The sequence below is a fragment of the Bradyrhizobium sp. 25ACV genome, from assembly GCF_054863005.1.
In genome coordinates, this window is record NZ_JAVAYO010000024.1 from 96,619 (window position 1) to 109,797 (window position 13,179).

Below are 13,179 nucleotides of genomic sequence, written 5' to 3' on the forward strand. Positions count from 1 at the left end.
TTCATCCCGTTTCCATGACCCGGAAATACGGTCCGCTTGGACAGCTGCTTCGGATCGTGCATTTTGAGGCCGGTAACGCGAGGCGAGACACCGCATGTCGTCCTATTCTGATGATCTCCACCAGGCGGCGCTCGCCTATCACCGTCTGCCGCGCCCTGGAAAGCTCGAGATCCAGGCAAGCAAGCCGCTTGCCAACCAGCGCGACCTCGCGCTGGCCTATTCGCCGGGCGTCGCCGCGGCCTGCACCGAGATCGCCAAGAATCCGGCGGAAGCCGCCACGCTGACCACCCGCGCCAATCTGGTCGCCGTGGTCTCCAACGGTACCGCCGTGCTCGGTCTCGGTAATATCGGCCCGCTGGCCTCCAAGCCGGTGATGGAGGGCAAGGCCGTCCTGTTCAAGAAGTTCGCCGGTATCGACGTGTTCGACATCGAGATCGCCGCCGACACCATCGATCGCGTGGTCGAGACCGTGGCGGCGCTTGAGCCGACCTTCGGCGGCATCAATCTGGAAGACATCCGCGGACCGGAGTGCTTCGAGATCGAGGCGCAGCTCAAGGAGCGCATGAAGATCCCGGTCTTCCATGACGACCAGCATGGCACCGCCATCATCGTCGCCGCCGCCATCACCAACGGCCTGCGCCTGAACGGCAAGAAGCTGTCCGACGTCAAGATCGTCGCGTCGGGGGCAGGGGCTGCGGCGATCGCCACGCTGAATCTGCTGGTGTCGATGGGCGCGCAGCGCAAGAACATCTGGGTCTGCGACATCGACGGCCTCGTGCATGAGGGCCGCAACACCACGATGGACCGCTGGAAGGCGGTCTATGCGCAGAAGACCGAGAAGCGCACGCTCGGCGACGTCATCGGCGGCGCCGACATCTTCATCGGTCTCTCGGCGCCGGGCGTGCTCAAGCCCGAGATGGCCAAGGCGATGGCCGACAAGCCGCTGATCATGGCGCTCGCCAACCCGACGCCTGAGATCATGCCGGAGGAGGCGCGCAAGGTGCGCCCCGACGCCATGATCTGCACCGGCCGCTCCGACTATCCGAACCAGGTCAACAACGTCCTGTGCTTTCCGTTCATCTTCCGCGGCGCGCTCGATGTCGGCGCCAGCGCCATCAACGAGGAGATGAAGCATGCCGCCGTCGAGGCCATCGCGCAGCTCGCGCGCGAGGCGCCGTCGGACGCAGTCGCGCAGGGTTTCGACACCGGCGAGACGCAAGGGTTCGGCCCGGGCTCGCTGATCCCGAGTCCCTTTGATCCCCGGTTGATCCTGCGCATCGCGCCGGCGGTTGCGAAGGCTGCGATGGAGTCCGGCGTCGCGACGCGGCCCATCACCAATTTCGACGAGTACAGGGCGCTGCTCGAGCGCTTCGCCTTCCGCTCCGGCCTCGTCATGAAGCCGATGTTCGCCAAGGCCAAGACCCAGCCGGTCCGCGTGATCTACGCCGAAGGCGAGGACGAGCGCGTGCTGCGCGCCACGCAAGTGGTGCTGGAGGAGAATTTGGCGCGGCCGATCCTGGTCGGCCGTCCTTCGGTCGTGGAGGCGCGCATCAAGCGTTTCGGCCTCTCGATCCGCGCCGGCAAGGATTTCGATCTCGTCAATCCCGAGGACGATCCGCGCTATCGCTCCTATGTGCAGTCCTATGTCGAGGTCGCCGGGCGACGCGGCGTGACGCCGGATGCGGCGCGCACGGTGGTGCGTACCAACAACACGGTCATCGCTGCGCTCGCGGTGACGCGCGGGGAGGCGGATGCGATGCTTTGCGGCGTCGAGGGCCGCTACATGAGCCATCTGCGCCATGTTCGCGAGATCGTCGGTTTTTGCCCGGGCATCAGCGACTACGCGGCGCTGGCACTCCTGATCACCAGCAAGGGCGCCTTCTTTATCGCCGACACGCAAGTTCGCCCCAATCCGAGCGCGGAGGAGCTCGCCGAGATCGCATCGCTCGCCGCGGTCCACGTCCAGCGCTTCAACATCAAGCCGAAGATCGCCTTCGTCTCGCACTCGGATTTCGGCAGCTACGACACCGATTCCTCGCGCAAGATGCGCCGCGCGACCCAGCTGCTCAAGGAAAAGCATCCGGAGATCGAGGCCGACGGCGAGATGCAGGGCGATACTGCGCTCTCCGCTGCCGCGCGAAAAATGGTGTTGCCGCATTCCAATCTCGAGGGCGAGGCCAACATCCTGATCATGCCGACGCTGGACACCGCCAACGTCGCCTATCAGATGATCAAGTCGCTGGCGGACGCGCTCCCCGTCGGCCCGATCCTGGTCGGCCCGGCGCGCCCGGCGCATATCCTCACCCCCTCTGTGACGGCGCGTGGCATCCTCAACATGACGGCCGTTGCGGTCGTAGAAGCGCAGGAGCGCGCGGCCCGGCAGCCGACGTTGTTTACGTAAGGGTTCGTTCACGTAAGGGATCAACATTTCCCCGAACTCGTCATGCCCGGGCTTGTCCCGGGCATCCACGATCTGCGTGCCGCGGGACAAGCCGTGGATGGCCGGGTCAAGCCCGGCCATGACGCCGAGAGAGCGGTGGTCGAATTCGCCCAGGCGGTTCGATTCCGCTAGGGAACGCCACTACATCGCGCGCCTCGCAAATCTTGAATTGCTTTCAGTTCTCCATTTCCCCGTTTGTAAAGCGGCGCGTGACTCTTCATAATCCTCGCGCGTTCCGTGCTTAGCGCTTTGCCAAGAGGCCGATCATGCCAGCGTTCGTGACTTTCGGGCGAATCCTGTTCGCCGTGCTGTTCATCTACACGGGCGCGACGAAGCTCTTTGCCATCCAGGCGACCGCCGACTTCATCGCCACCAAGGTCGTGGTGCCCGACATCGTCGCGCCCTACGCCAAGCAGGTGGAGACCGCCACCGCCATGACCACGCCGCAGCTGCTGGCGATCGCGGTCGGCGCGCTCGAGATCATCGCGGGGCTGATGATCGCGCTGAATTTCGGCGCGCGGTTCTTCGCGATGCTGATGATCGTCTATGTCGCGGTCGCGACCGTGCTGTTCGACGACTTCTGGAACCAGGCGCCGCCCGACAATGCCAAGATGGTGGTCGACGCGCTGAAGAACCTCTCGATCATCGGCGCCTTGTTCATGATCATGGGATACGGCCGCACCACGCGTCCGGCCGAGGCGGCGTACGGGGACGTCTGAGGGCCTAGGTTCGGCGCCAGGGTGTCACGGTCACCTCATGCGCCGCATCGAGCAAATACGGCGCGCCCGGCTGCATCCCGTGCGACGTCAGCACCTCCTGCGGGCTCCGCTGGGGCACGCCGACGAAACAGCCTTCGCCGCCGGGCAGGCGCACATGCGGGGCTTCGGACAGCCAGAACGTATCGTAGCGGCCCATGAACATCTCGAACACGGCTGGGCCGCCGATGATGGCGACCATGCCGGTGGCGACATCGGCAAAGGCGCAGGCCTCCTCGAAGCTCGCCTGTTCCGGATTCCACAGCGTCGCGTTCGGCATCTCCGGATCGACGGTGAGCGCCTTGATCTTGCGGGTCAGGATCAGCCGCTTGCGCTTCGGCGAATTCGGCTGCTGCTCATGCGAGTTGCGGCCGTGCACGATCAGCGCGGCGCGATCGAGCGCCTGCTCGAAGAACAGCTTGTCGCCGTCGAACTTCAGGCTGTCGGGCATGACGTGGCTCGCGTCGGCGAGCATGCCGTCCGCAGAGACGATGACGTAGCCTTCGATACGGAAAGACAATGGCCGTCTATTCGGAAACGGTCGTCACCACGGAGTTGACCGGGCGCTGGCTCACCGTCGGCAGCTTGGCGTCCTTGAGCAGCTCCTGGTCGTATTCGGGCAGCGACGTGGCCGGGAATTTGGCGCGCATCGCCACCACCTTGTAGCCGCCGGCCTTCAGGCGCTTGAGCAGCTCGGGCAGGGCCTCCGCAGTGTGCTTCTGGAAGTCGTGCATCAGGATGATGCCCTTGCCCTTGGTGTCGAGCTTCTTCATCACGGTCTCGACCACCTTCTCGGGCTTGGAGGCCTTGAAGTCGAAGGAGTCGATATCGCAGGAGAAGATCGCGGTGTTGCGGTTGCCGAGATAGGTGACCATCTCCGGCGGATGCTGAAGCGCCGGGAAGCGGAAGAACGGTGAGGGCGAGATGCCGCCGAGCGCCCACTTCACCGCGGACAGGCCCTTCTCGATCTCTTCCTTGCGCTGCGCTTCGTTGAGCTTCTTGTTGTTGAGATTGGCGTGCGACCAGGTGTGGGTGCCGACGGTGTGGCCGGCGTTGTAGACCTGCTTCAGGATCTCCGGCTCGTAGGTCGCGTGCTTGCCGATCGAGAAGAAGATGCCGGTGGTGCATTCATCGGCGAGCGCCTTCAGCACGGCGGGCGTGTTCTTGGGCCAGGGGCCGTCGTCGAAGGTCAGCACCACCTCCTTGTCGCGCAGGAAGTCGAGGTCCTTGAAATGCTCGAAGCCGAAGCCGGGACCACCCGTGGTGTCGATCTCGACGGTGCGGGCGACACCGAGCGCGCCCGGCGTGTTGCAGGCCGCGCGGGCCGGCTGTGGCGCCTGTTTGGGCGGAGGCGGATTGACGAAGCCTGCCGGCGCGGCGGCTGCCGCGGGAGCTGCCGGCGGAGCCGCAGCAGGCGCGGCCGCGGCCGGCGTTGCCGCCGGTGCGGCTTGCGTCGCAGTTGCGGGCTTTGCGGCCGGGGTCTGCGACCATGCTGCGCCGGTCATCGCAACCGACATCGCGCTTGCCAAAATCAGTCCTGCCGCCACACGCATGGTGTTGTCCTCGAGATTGATCCCGTTGTTCCGCCGCTGCTTTTCGCCCTCGGCAAAAACCGTCCTGCCCCAAACGATCCTAGCCTAGATGGTGGGCCCTCGCCATTGCAACGGCTGTTTGGCATCCCGCCACAATTGTGCCCAGCCGGATTGAGGCGCCGCGCGTCAACTATCGGCCAGCGTCCTGGCAATGGCCGTCTTGATCCGCGTGTCGGCCGGTTCGACCGCGGACGGAAAGACCTCGGCGATATAGCCGTCGCGCCCGATCAAGTATTTGTGGAAGTTCCAGCGCGGAACTTCCCGCGGCCGCGCATCGGCGGCCCATTTGTAGAAGGGATGCGCCTTCGCGCCGACGACATTCGCCTTGGCCGCAACCGGGAAGGTAACACCATATTGGTGGTGGGCGGTCTCCGTGATCTCGCTGCTGCCGCCCGGCTCCTGGCTGCCGAAATCGTTGGAGGGCACGCCGATCACGGTGAGCCCGCGCGCGCGAAACTCGTTCCAGATCTCCTGCAGGCCGGCATATTGCGGTGTGTAGCCACAGAGCGAGGCGGTGTTGACCACCAGCAGTGGCTTGCCAGTGAAGGCGGCAAGGCGGATTTCGTCGCCGGACAAAGCGGGGAAGGAGAAGGCATAGGCCGAGATCCGGCTCATGCCGCCATCGGCGAGCGCGCGCGTTGCCGGCACGAGCATGCCTGCAAGCGCCGCGGTGAGCATCGTTCTGCGATTCATCATGACGGCGTCCCCCGAAATGATCCGGGCCGCATGTTACTCCGCCGCTGCGACCTGCCTCGTCAACACCGCGTTATCGGGGCGTCGGGAAACAGGTCAGTACAGGCGGACGATGAAATCGGTGCCTTCGCCGGTCTCGCCCTGATTGATGCCCTGGTCCGAGATGATGATCGAGCCGCCTGATGTCAGCATCTCGTTGATCTTCGCCATGGTGTCGGCGGGGATCGAGATGCGGTCGAGGGCCGCGGCCGGGCTGTCCGGCGTGACCACGGGCTTGGCAGTCACAGGCTTGGCGGCGACGGGGATCACCGCAGCGCCATCCTTGCGGCGCGTGAGGCGGCTGTCGTCCTCGCGGGCCGCGGAACGGGCGGAGACCGGCAGCGACACCACCGACCAACGCAGCGCATTGGAGTCGGTCTTGTCGAGCTCGGCGGTGAAGATATGCGTGCCGAGCGGACGGTCGCTCGTGGCGATCGTGATCGGGACCTCGAACAGCGGCGCGAAATTCTGCCGTACGTAGAGCTTGGAATCCTTGCGGCTGATGAAGACGGCGATCTGGCCCGCCCGCTTGGGCGCTTCCGGCTTTGCGGCCACCGCCGGTTCGGCAACGCGGCCGTCATCCTTCTTTGCGTCGGGCGAGGCGGCGAGCGCAGGCGCCGGCGCATCGGGCGTCTTCGCGGAGTCCGCGGCTTCAGTCTTGACCGGCTCGGTCTTGACAGCTTCGACCTTGTCGGTGGCGGGCTTGTCGTCGCTAGCCGGCTTGGCGGCTTCCTCCGATTGAGGCTTGGCCGCGTCGGATGCCTCGGCCGTCTTGGTCTTGTCAGCCGGCACGGCGGCTTCCTCGCGGGCTGACGCATTGCCCGTGGTCACATCCGACATCGCGACGTGTCCGACGGAGGTGCGCAGCTCGAGCACGCTGTCGGCGCTGGCAGTTTTGGTCTCGGCGGCTGTGGTCGGCGCGGCGCCCTTGTCGGCCTTGTCGCCGACATTGGTCTGCGGCTCCAGGCTGGCCGCAGGCTGCGGCGGCACGCGCGACGAGGCGAGCAGGGGATGGGAGAAGCTGTGCGGCGTCATCTCGCCGGGCGCGACGATGACGCGCGCGCCCATCCTGGTCCAGTTCCACATCTTCACCGCGAACGCCATCGGCATGCGGATGCAGCCATGCGAGGCCGGATAACCCGGCAGCACGCCGGCATGCATGGCGACACCGGACCAGGTGATCCGCTGCATGTACGGCATCGGCGCGCCGCTATAGATGTTGGAGTGGTGGAATTTGTGCTTCTGGATGACGCTGAACACACCCATCGGCGTCGAATGGCCCTTCATGCCTGTCGACACCGGAGATTCCGCGAACACGCCGTTGGTGTCGTAGACCGTGACCTTCTGCCGGTCGATCGATACGACGATGACCAGCGGCCCTTGGGGCTTGGTCCCGGCTTCCTTCCCGGCGACAGCTTCCTTCTTGACGGCAGCGCCGCGCTTCTGCGGCTTCTGGCGCGGTATTTCGGGATGCCGGTCCTGCCGGGCGTAATAGGACCCGTCGGAATAATCCGTCCAATAATAAAATGCTGCGTCTGCCTGGCTGGTCGCGCCGATCACACCCGCCGCCGTCAAAATGGCGACCTGCCACAGCCGCGCCGGCTTGGTTGAAAAACCCGACCCGTTCACGCTGTTCATCCTCGAATCCATAATCCAAATCAGAAGTTAGTCTCGCAGAGGGGATACGCGTTCACCAGCAGGGCGGTTCTGCCATCAGCTACATTTGTCCAACTCGTAGCAAAAAAGCCTCACGGAGCGGTAAACGGCGGCCGCGCCCGTCTGTCCGTCGTCTTCCTGAGCGGCTGCCTCATGCCTACATTGTGGCGACTTGTTACCGGAGAACTTCATGTCATCTCGTTTCCTCGGTCTTTCCAGCATCCGATTGAAAGGCCTAGCTTTCTTCCTCCTGGCCCTGGTCGTGCCGGCGGCGTCCGCTTCGGCCGCCGACGAGCCCGATCTGATCTTCCGCCGCTCCACCGTGTTCAAATGGATGAGTCCGAACGACAAGCTCGCGACCTATGGTCTCGACGATCCCGAAGTCGAGGGAGTCGCCTGTCATTTCACCGTGCCGGAGAAGGGCGGCTTCAAGGGCTGGCTGGGCCTTGCCGAGGAGGTCTCGGACATCTCGCTGGCCTGCCGCCAGGTCGGCCCAATCAAGTTCAAGAACAAGATGGAGCAGGGCGACGACATGTTCCGTCAGCGCCGCTCGCTGTTCTTCAAGAAGATGCAGATCGTGCGCGGCTGCGACTCCAAGCGCAACGTGCTGGTCTACATGGTCTATTCGGACAGGCTGATCGAGGGCTCGCCGAAGAACTCGACCTCGACCGTGCCGATCATGCCGTGGGGACCGGCGGACGCAAACGTCCAGAAGTGCGGCGAGTTCTTCACTCAGTGACGCGCTTGCGTTCACTCCGTGAAGCGTTTGCGTTCACGCCGTGACGCGGTAGCGTTTCACGCAGCGCGGCTGGCCCGCGGTTTGACAAGGTGCGAGCCGGTCAGCCGCACGAACGCTTGTGGCGCGGCTTCAAAGTCGCGGCCAGACTGCAACGACATTGCGCCGACTGAGGCGACGCGATTCGACCGTTGATCTCCGCGGTCCGTCCGTTGGTCCGCCTCGCGCGGCAGTGCGAGATCTTGCGCCGCCATAATGGCCATCCCTCAAGTGAATGCGCCCGGTGATCCGGGCGTCCTGGCTTCGATGGCTTGGGTCGCAGCCGACGTGATCTCGGTTCGACCCAGCCTTCGTTTGCCGCTCCATTCAGCAGAAAAACGTAAAATGCGTGTGAAGCGGGTAAGGCGGGAGCATGACGGCGGCGGCGTCCGGTGTGTCCGCGCACCGCAACCGGAACTTGGCAGGCCACTTTGATTTGCTGCGAGACCCGACTGAAAACATTGGTCTTTTCGGAGAATTGTGTCGTCGTCCCGGGCCGGACGAAACAATTCTCACGGAGATGAAACCATTTTGCGCTTTTGGCGCATCACGCGCGAAACCGCCCATGGTTATCAGCTTCACAACGACGAACGGCGCACCGCCGGCCACCGAATTCGGAGACGAGACCATGCGCGCGCTCAGCTTCATCCTTGCCTTCGGTTTCGTGATCGCAGGCTCTTCGCTCGCGGGCGCGCCGGACGGCAGTCTTCCCGGTGTCGGCACCTTCCAGTACAGCGGCTCGCCGATCATCCCCACAACGTCGCAGCCGATCGTGGTTGCCGCGCGCTTCTGATCGATAACAAGAGAATCAGCCGATAAAGGCCACCATGATCGTTCGATTTTGCGCCGCTGCCTTCGTGTCCATTCTGACGATCAATGCGGCCCAGGCGCAGGTGCGCGCTCCCACCAGGTTACCGGATCCCCGCACTGAGTTCGTGCGTCAGTGCGCGCCGCGGATGCTCGGGCGGTGGGAACATCCCGAGGAAGTCTGCGGCTGCCTGCACGATCACGCCGCGGCGGCCGTCGAGGACCGCGATCTGCGCGAAGCGCTGTTGCGCGGCATCAGCGAGACCGGCGTGCCCACCATCGAGACCGACTGGGTGCCGACGTCCAAGCAGGGCGAGATCGGCCCGACCTTCACCAAGATCGCCAAGCCAACCCTGCAGTGCATGTTCGATCCGGCGAAGCAGTAACTATTTCGTCTTCGGACCGTAGCGCGGCACGCAAGCGCTGGTGCGCGCGACGCCCTTGTCGGTCATCTTTGTTCCGCGCACTTCCTTGACCTGTCCGGCGGGACAGGTTCCGTCGTCCACCTGCACGCGCTGGCCCAGCTTGAGATCTGTGATGTCCTGCTCGCGTCCGACCGTGACGGCGTGCGCCGTCGTCACGAGCGCGGCGGAGATCAGGAGCGAGAGGCAAGCTGCACGGCGGAAAAGCATGGCGAAAGATCCCGGCATTGATACCGCAATGTAAGGACGGGCTCGCGATTCTGGTAGTGAACCTTTGTCAGGGCCGCCGGGCCGATCTGTTCCTCGTGCGCAGCGCGGTGCGCGATTCCCGCGCGAGCCGTTCGGCGGAGGCGATGAGCTGTGGAACCGCGTGGCCGGAAAATCCCAGCACGAAGCCGGGCAGAGGGCGCGCGCGCGAATAGGTGTCGGCCAATAGCCAGCCTTCCGCGCCGGCCGCCTGCTTGGCCCGCGCTGCCACTGCCAGGTCGACCGAGGGATCGAACCGGGCGACGAGATGCAGGCCTTGCGATGGCACCGGTACCGATAGCACGCCATCGGATGCGGCTTCCAGCGTTTCGGCCAGCGCATCGCGGGCGTCGCGATAGAGTTTTCGCACGCGCTTGAGGTTTGCGGCGAAGGCGCCGGAGTTGAGCATGTCGGCCACCGCACCTTCCATCAGCGTGCCGGGGAAGCGGTCGAGCGCTGCGCGCGCAGCCGTCACGTCCGCGATCAGGCGTTCGGGCAGGGCGCAATAGCCGATGCGCAGGCCGGGAAACAGCGTCTTGGCAAACGTGCCGAGGTAGATCACGCGCTGGAGGCGATCGATGCCGGCGAGCGACATCAGCGGTGCGCCGTCATAGCGAAACTCGCTGTCGTAATCGTCCTCCAGCACGAAAGCGCCGGCCTGCTTGGCCCAGTCCAGAAGCTCGAGCCGCCGCGGCATTGACATCTGCACGCCCAGCGGAAACTGGTGCGACGGCGTGACATAGGCCGCGCGCGCGTTGGGGCCGGCAGCGCGTCCCTTGGCGACCTGCATCCCGTGCTCGTCGACCGGAACCGGCACGGCCCGATAGCCGCAATGCGCGATGGTTTTTCGCGCGGCGGGGTAACCCGGGTCCTCGCACCAGACCTGGTCGCCAGCCTTCAGGATCGCGCTCAGCACGATGCGCAGCGCATGCAGCGTGCCCGATGTCAGCATGATCTGATCGGGGTCGCAGCGCAGGCCGCGCGCCGACAACAGATGATCGGCGATCGCCGCGCGCAGCTCGCGGCTGCCGCGGGGGTCGCCATAATGCAAATGCTCGGCCCCGAAGGCGCGCATGCGCCGGCCGACGAAAGCGCGAAAACGCTGCACCGCGCGTTCGTCGATATGGGTGCAGCCGAGCGCGAACGCGCCTTGCCCCGGTGTTTCAACGACGGCCTTCGGCTTGTTCGGCTCGGCCGTGCGCGCAGGAATGCGCGCGGCGACGAACGTTCCGGAGCCGACGGTCGCCTCGGCGAAGCCGTCGGCGATCAGGCGCTCATAGGCGATGACGACGGCGTTGCGCCGAAAACCGGTCTGCGTGGCCAGCGTTCGCGACGGCGGCAGCGGCTCGCCGGGCTTGACGAGGCCGGAGACGATCATCTCGCACAGCGCCTGATAGAGCCGGTGTGCGGCGGAGGCGCCTGGCGTGACGTGCGGGCCGGTGAGGTCGAGCGGCAGCTCGGTCTTTGTCGGCAAGGAAGGCTTGGCCGGTGAGGGGAGAGAATTGGTCGGAATATTTCGCATGGAATTGGAACTATCGCAGACCAAATGCGCCGCTACAACTGCTTCCAGATTTCTTCCAATCCGAGCAGGAGCGGCCGTGAGCCAGACCGAGACCTCGAATTCATATCCGACCTCAGTGCGCAACCAGGTGAAGCGCCGGCACGACCGCGGCTTCTACGACCACGCCACGGTTCATCGCATCCTGGATTCCTCGATGCTCTGCCACGTCTCCTACGTGATCGACGGACAGCCCTATTGCACGCCGACCTTCTTCTGGCGCGAGGGCACCAAGCTGTACTGGCATGGCTCGAGCGCGAGCCGGATGCTGCGCAGCCAGACCAGGGGCGAGCGCGTGTGCCTGACGGTCGCACATCTCGACAGCCTCGTGCTCGCGCGCTGCGGCTTCAATCACTCCGCAGACTACCGTGCGGTGATGGCGTTCGGCACCGCCTATCTCGTCACCGACCCCGAGGAGAAGGAGCGCGCGGTGATCGCGATGGTCGACCGCTTCTTCCCGGACCGCACGGCGAGCCTGCGGTCCAGCAACACGCAGGAGATCAAGGCGACCTCCTTCATCGCGATGGAGATCGAGGAGGCCTCGGCCAAGGTTCGCGCCAAGGGTGTCGCCGACGACGACGAGGACTATGCGCTGCCGATCTATGCCGAGCGCATCCCGGTGCGCACCGTGCTCGGCGCGCCGGAGCCGTGCCCGCGCCTGCTCGACGGCGTCAGCCGGCCTGCGACGCTGAATGGCTATTCGGAAGGCCGCCTGCTCGAAGATGCATTGCGGGATGCTTATTTTGTGGAGTACCCGAACGGCTGAAATCGGCTAGCTTGCGCGCTCCTTGGGAACCATTGGAATGCCGGGAGTTGCCTGATGAATGCCGAAACGCAGCAGAGGATTCTTGACGCCGTCGATGCCGGCTTCGAGGCCCAGCTCGCCACCACACGCGATTTTGTCGCAATCCCTTCGACCCGCGGGGCGGAGGGACCGTGCCAGGACATGATCGGCGACCTCCTGCGCGCGCGCGGCTACGAGGTCGACGACTGGCACATCAACGTCGACGACCTCAAGGACCTGCGCGGCTTCGGCCCGATCGAACATGATTTCTCCAAGGCGCGTTCGGTGGTGGGCACCTACCGTCCGCAAACGAATGGCGGCAAATCGCTGATCCTGCAGGGCCACTGCGACGTGGTGCCCGCAGGCCCCCTGGAACTGTGGGACACGCCGCCTTTCTCGCCCGTCATCAAGGACGGCAAGATGTTCGGCCGCGGTGCCTGCGACATGAAGTCCGGCACCATCGGCGCGCTCTATGCGCTTGATGCGATCAAGGCGGCGGGCTTCAAGCCGACGGCGCGGATCCATTTCCAGTCGGTGATCGAGGAGGAGAGCACCGGCGTGGGTGCGCTCTCGACGCTCCAGCGCGGCTATCGCGCGGACGCCTGCTTCATTCCGGAGCCGACCGGCGGCAAGATGGTGCGCTCGCAGGTCGGCGTGATCTGGTTTCGCCTGCGGGTGAAGGGGCACCCGACCCATGTCGCCTTTGCCGGCTCCGGCGCGAACGCGATCATGGCCGCCTATCATTTGATCCAGGCGCTGCAAAAGCTCGAGATCGAATGGAACGAGCGCGCCAAGGCTGACAGGCACTTCAAGACGCTGAACCATCCCATCAACTTCAATCCCGGCATCATCAAGGGCGGCGATTGGGCCTCCAGCGTGCCGGCCTGGTGCGACGTCGATTGCCGGATCGCGGTGCTGCCGGGTTGGTCGATCGCCGATCACCAGAAGGAGATTGCGGCCTGCGTCGCCGCTGCCGCGCGCAACCACCGCTTCCTCGCCAACAATCCGCCGGAGATCGAATGGTCGGGCTTCCTGTCGGAGGGCTATGAGCTGACCGGTGCCGCCGCGCCGGAAGCTGCGTTCGCCAAAGCGTTCGGCAAGGTCTATGGCGGCACGCCGGAGGATCTCGTCTTCACCGCGCTCACCGACACCCGCTTCTACGGCCTCAACGAGGGCATCCCGAGCCTGTGCTTCGGGGCCAGCGGCGGCGAGATGCACGGCTTCAACGAATATGTTGAGCTGGAATCGCTGAAGAAGACGACCAAGGCGATGGCGCTGTTCATCGCGGAATGGTGCGGGGTGGAGAAGGCGTAGCGTCGACTCTGTCGCAGCTCTCGGTAGGGTGGGCAAAGGCGCACTTGCGCCGTGCCCACGAGTTTTCTCGATATGGAAGATGAAGACGGTGGGCACGC

Annotated in this window: 14 protein-coding genes; 8 read left to right on the forward strand and 6 right to left on the reverse strand. The window is 65.0% G+C overall.

Annotated features, from left to right (window positions below; genetic code table 11):
- Positions 1-94 precede the first annotated feature (94 nt).
- The 3 genes from RAD04_RS36270 to RAD04_RS36280 all read left to right on the forward strand — a co-directional run bounded on the left by RAD04_RS36270 (position 95) and on the right by RAD04_RS36280 (position 3,159).
- On the forward strand, positions 95-2,401 hold the full coding sequence (locus RAD04_RS36270) for an NADP-dependent malic enzyme (RefSeq protein WP_461627608.1): 2,307 nt from the start codon (positions 95-97) through the stop codon (positions 2,399-2,401).
- Between the two features lie 42 nt (positions 2,402-2,443).
- Positions 2,444-2,572 (forward strand): hypothetical protein, encoded by a 129-nt coding sequence (locus RAD04_RS36275; protein ID WP_461627609.1) that lies wholly within the window; start codon positions 2,444-2,446, stop codon positions 2,570-2,572.
- Between the two features lie 134 nt (positions 2,573-2,706).
- Positions 2,707-3,159, forward strand: coding sequence for a DoxX family protein (locus RAD04_RS36280; RefSeq protein WP_338306866.1), 453 nt, complete (start codon positions 2,707-2,709; stop codon positions 3,157-3,159).
- Between the two features lie 4 nt (positions 3,160-3,163).
- On the opposite strand, the gene RAD04_RS36285 is transcribed toward RAD04_RS36280, so the two are convergent.
- The 4 genes from RAD04_RS36285 to RAD04_RS36300 form a co-directional block, all read right to left on the reverse strand.
- The gene (locus RAD04_RS36285) at positions 3,164-3,715 is read right to left on the reverse strand and encodes a dihydrofolate reductase (protein WP_461627610.1); all 552 of its coding nucleotides are present in this window, start codon (positions 3,713-3,715) and stop codon (positions 3,164-3,166) included.
- Between the two features lie 7 nt (positions 3,716-3,722).
- Entirely contained in the window at positions 3,723-4,748 is a 1,026-nt protein-coding gene (locus tag RAD04_RS36290; protein WP_461627611.1) for a polysaccharide deacetylase family protein, read from the reverse strand.
- 165 nt (positions 4,749-4,913) lie between these two features.
- A complete protein-coding gene (locus RAD04_RS36295; protein ID WP_461627612.1) occupies positions 4,914-5,483 on the reverse strand; it encodes a glutathione peroxidase in 570 nt (189 codons plus the stop codon).
- A gap of 93 nt (positions 5,484-5,576) precedes the next feature.
- Positions 5,577-7,157 carry a L,D-transpeptidase gene (locus RAD04_RS36300; protein ID WP_461627613.1) on the reverse strand — a complete coding sequence of 527 codons (1,581 nt, stop codon included), beginning with the start codon at positions 7,155-7,157 and terminating at the stop codon, positions 5,577-5,579.
- 208 nt (positions 7,158-7,365) lie between these two features.
- Here RAD04_RS36300 and RAD04_RS36305 point away from each other — a divergent pair, with 208 nt between their 5' ends.
- The 3 genes from RAD04_RS36305 (at position 7,366) to RAD04_RS36315 (ending at position 9,143) form a co-directional block, all read left to right on the forward strand.
- Complete coding sequence (locus RAD04_RS36305) at positions 7,366-7,914, forward strand: CreA family protein (RefSeq protein ID WP_461627614.1); 549 nt, start codon at positions 7,366-7,368, stop codon at positions 7,912-7,914.
- A gap of 409 nt (positions 7,915-8,323) precedes the next feature.
- Positions 8,324-8,743 carry a hypothetical protein gene (locus tag RAD04_RS36310; RefSeq protein ID WP_461627615.1) on the forward strand — a complete coding sequence of 140 codons (420 nt, stop codon included), beginning with the start codon at positions 8,324-8,326 and terminating at the stop codon, positions 8,741-8,743.
- Positions 8,744-8,777: 34 nt separating this feature from the next.
- The gene (locus RAD04_RS36315; RefSeq protein WP_461627616.1) at positions 8,778-9,143 is read left to right on the forward strand and encodes a hypothetical protein; all 366 of its coding nucleotides are present in this window, start codon (positions 8,778-8,780) and stop codon (positions 9,141-9,143) included.
- Here the strand turns inward: RAD04_RS36315 and RAD04_RS36320 are convergent, their stop codons facing one another.
- Both RAD04_RS36320 and pdxR read right to left on the reverse strand, forming a co-directional pair.
- On the reverse strand, positions 9,144-9,389 hold the full coding sequence (locus RAD04_RS36320) for a DUF6719 family protein (protein ID WP_461627617.1): 246 nt from the start codon (positions 9,387-9,389) through the stop codon (positions 9,144-9,146).
- A 67-nt stretch (positions 9,390-9,456) separates the two neighbouring features.
- Positions 9,457-10,947 (reverse strand): MocR-like pyridoxine biosynthesis transcription factor PdxR, encoded by a 1,491-nt coding sequence (gene pdxR / locus RAD04_RS36325; RefSeq protein ID WP_461627618.1) that lies wholly within the window; start codon positions 10,945-10,947, stop codon positions 9,457-9,459.
- Positions 10,948-11,023: 76 nt separating this feature from the next.
- Here pdxR and RAD04_RS36330 point away from each other — a divergent pair, with 76 nt between their 5' ends.
- Positions 11,024-11,749, forward strand: a complete 726-nt coding sequence (locus tag RAD04_RS36330; RefSeq protein WP_461627619.1) for a pyridoxamine 5'-phosphate oxidase family protein — start codon at positions 11,024-11,026, stop codon at positions 11,747-11,749.
- Between the two features lie 54 nt (positions 11,750-11,803).
- On the forward strand, positions 11,804-13,081 hold the full coding sequence (locus RAD04_RS36335) for an ArgE/DapE family deacylase (RefSeq protein ID WP_461627620.1): 1,278 nt from the start codon (positions 11,804-11,806) through the stop codon (positions 13,079-13,081).
- Positions 13,082-13,179: the final 98 nt, after the last annotated feature.

Bases quoted from the DNA above. Each gene is read 5' to 3' on its own strand.
- RAD04_RS36320 (WP_461627617.1), bottom strand. From the start codon at position 9,389: ATGCTTTTCCGCCGTGCAGCTTGCCTCTCGCTCCTGATCTCCGCCGCG.
- RAD04_RS36270 (WP_461627608.1), top strand. From the start codon at position 95: ATGTCGTCCTATTCTGATGATCTCCACCAGGCGGCGCTCGCCTATCAC.
- RAD04_RS36305 (WP_461627614.1), top strand. From the start codon at position 7,366: ATGTCATCTCGTTTCCTCGGTCTTTCCAGCATCCGATTGAAAGGCCTA.
- RAD04_RS36295 (WP_461627612.1), bottom strand. From the start codon at position 5,483: ATGATGAATCGCAGAACGATGCTCACCGCGGCGCTTGCAGGCATGCTC.
- RAD04_RS36335 (WP_461627620.1), top strand. From the start codon at position 11,804: ATGAATGCCGAAACGCAGCAGAGGATTCTTGACGCCGTCGATGCCGGC.
- RAD04_RS36300 (WP_461627613.1), bottom strand. From the start codon at position 7,157: ATGAACAGCGTGAACGGGTCGGGTTTTTCAACCAAGCCGGCGCGGCTG.
- RAD04_RS36290 (WP_461627611.1), bottom strand. From the start codon at position 4,748: ATGCGTGTGGCGGCAGGACTGATTTTGGCAAGCGCGATGTCGGTTGCG.
- RAD04_RS36275 (WP_461627609.1), top strand. From the start codon at position 2,444: ATGCCCGGGCTTGTCCCGGGCATCCACGATCTGCGTGCCGCGGGACAA.
- RAD04_RS36315 (WP_461627616.1), top strand. From the start codon at position 8,778: ATGATCGTTCGATTTTGCGCCGCTGCCTTCGTGTCCATTCTGACGATC.
- pdxR (WP_461627618.1), bottom strand. From the start codon at position 10,947: ATGCGAAATATTCCGACCAATTCTCTCCCCTCACCGGCCAAGCCTTCC.
- RAD04_RS36310 (WP_461627615.1), top strand. From the start codon at position 8,324: ATGACGGCGGCGGCGTCCGGTGTGTCCGCGCACCGCAACCGGAACTTG.
- RAD04_RS36280 (WP_338306866.1), top strand. From the start codon at position 2,707: ATGCCAGCGTTCGTGACTTTCGGGCGAATCCTGTTCGCCGTGCTGTTC.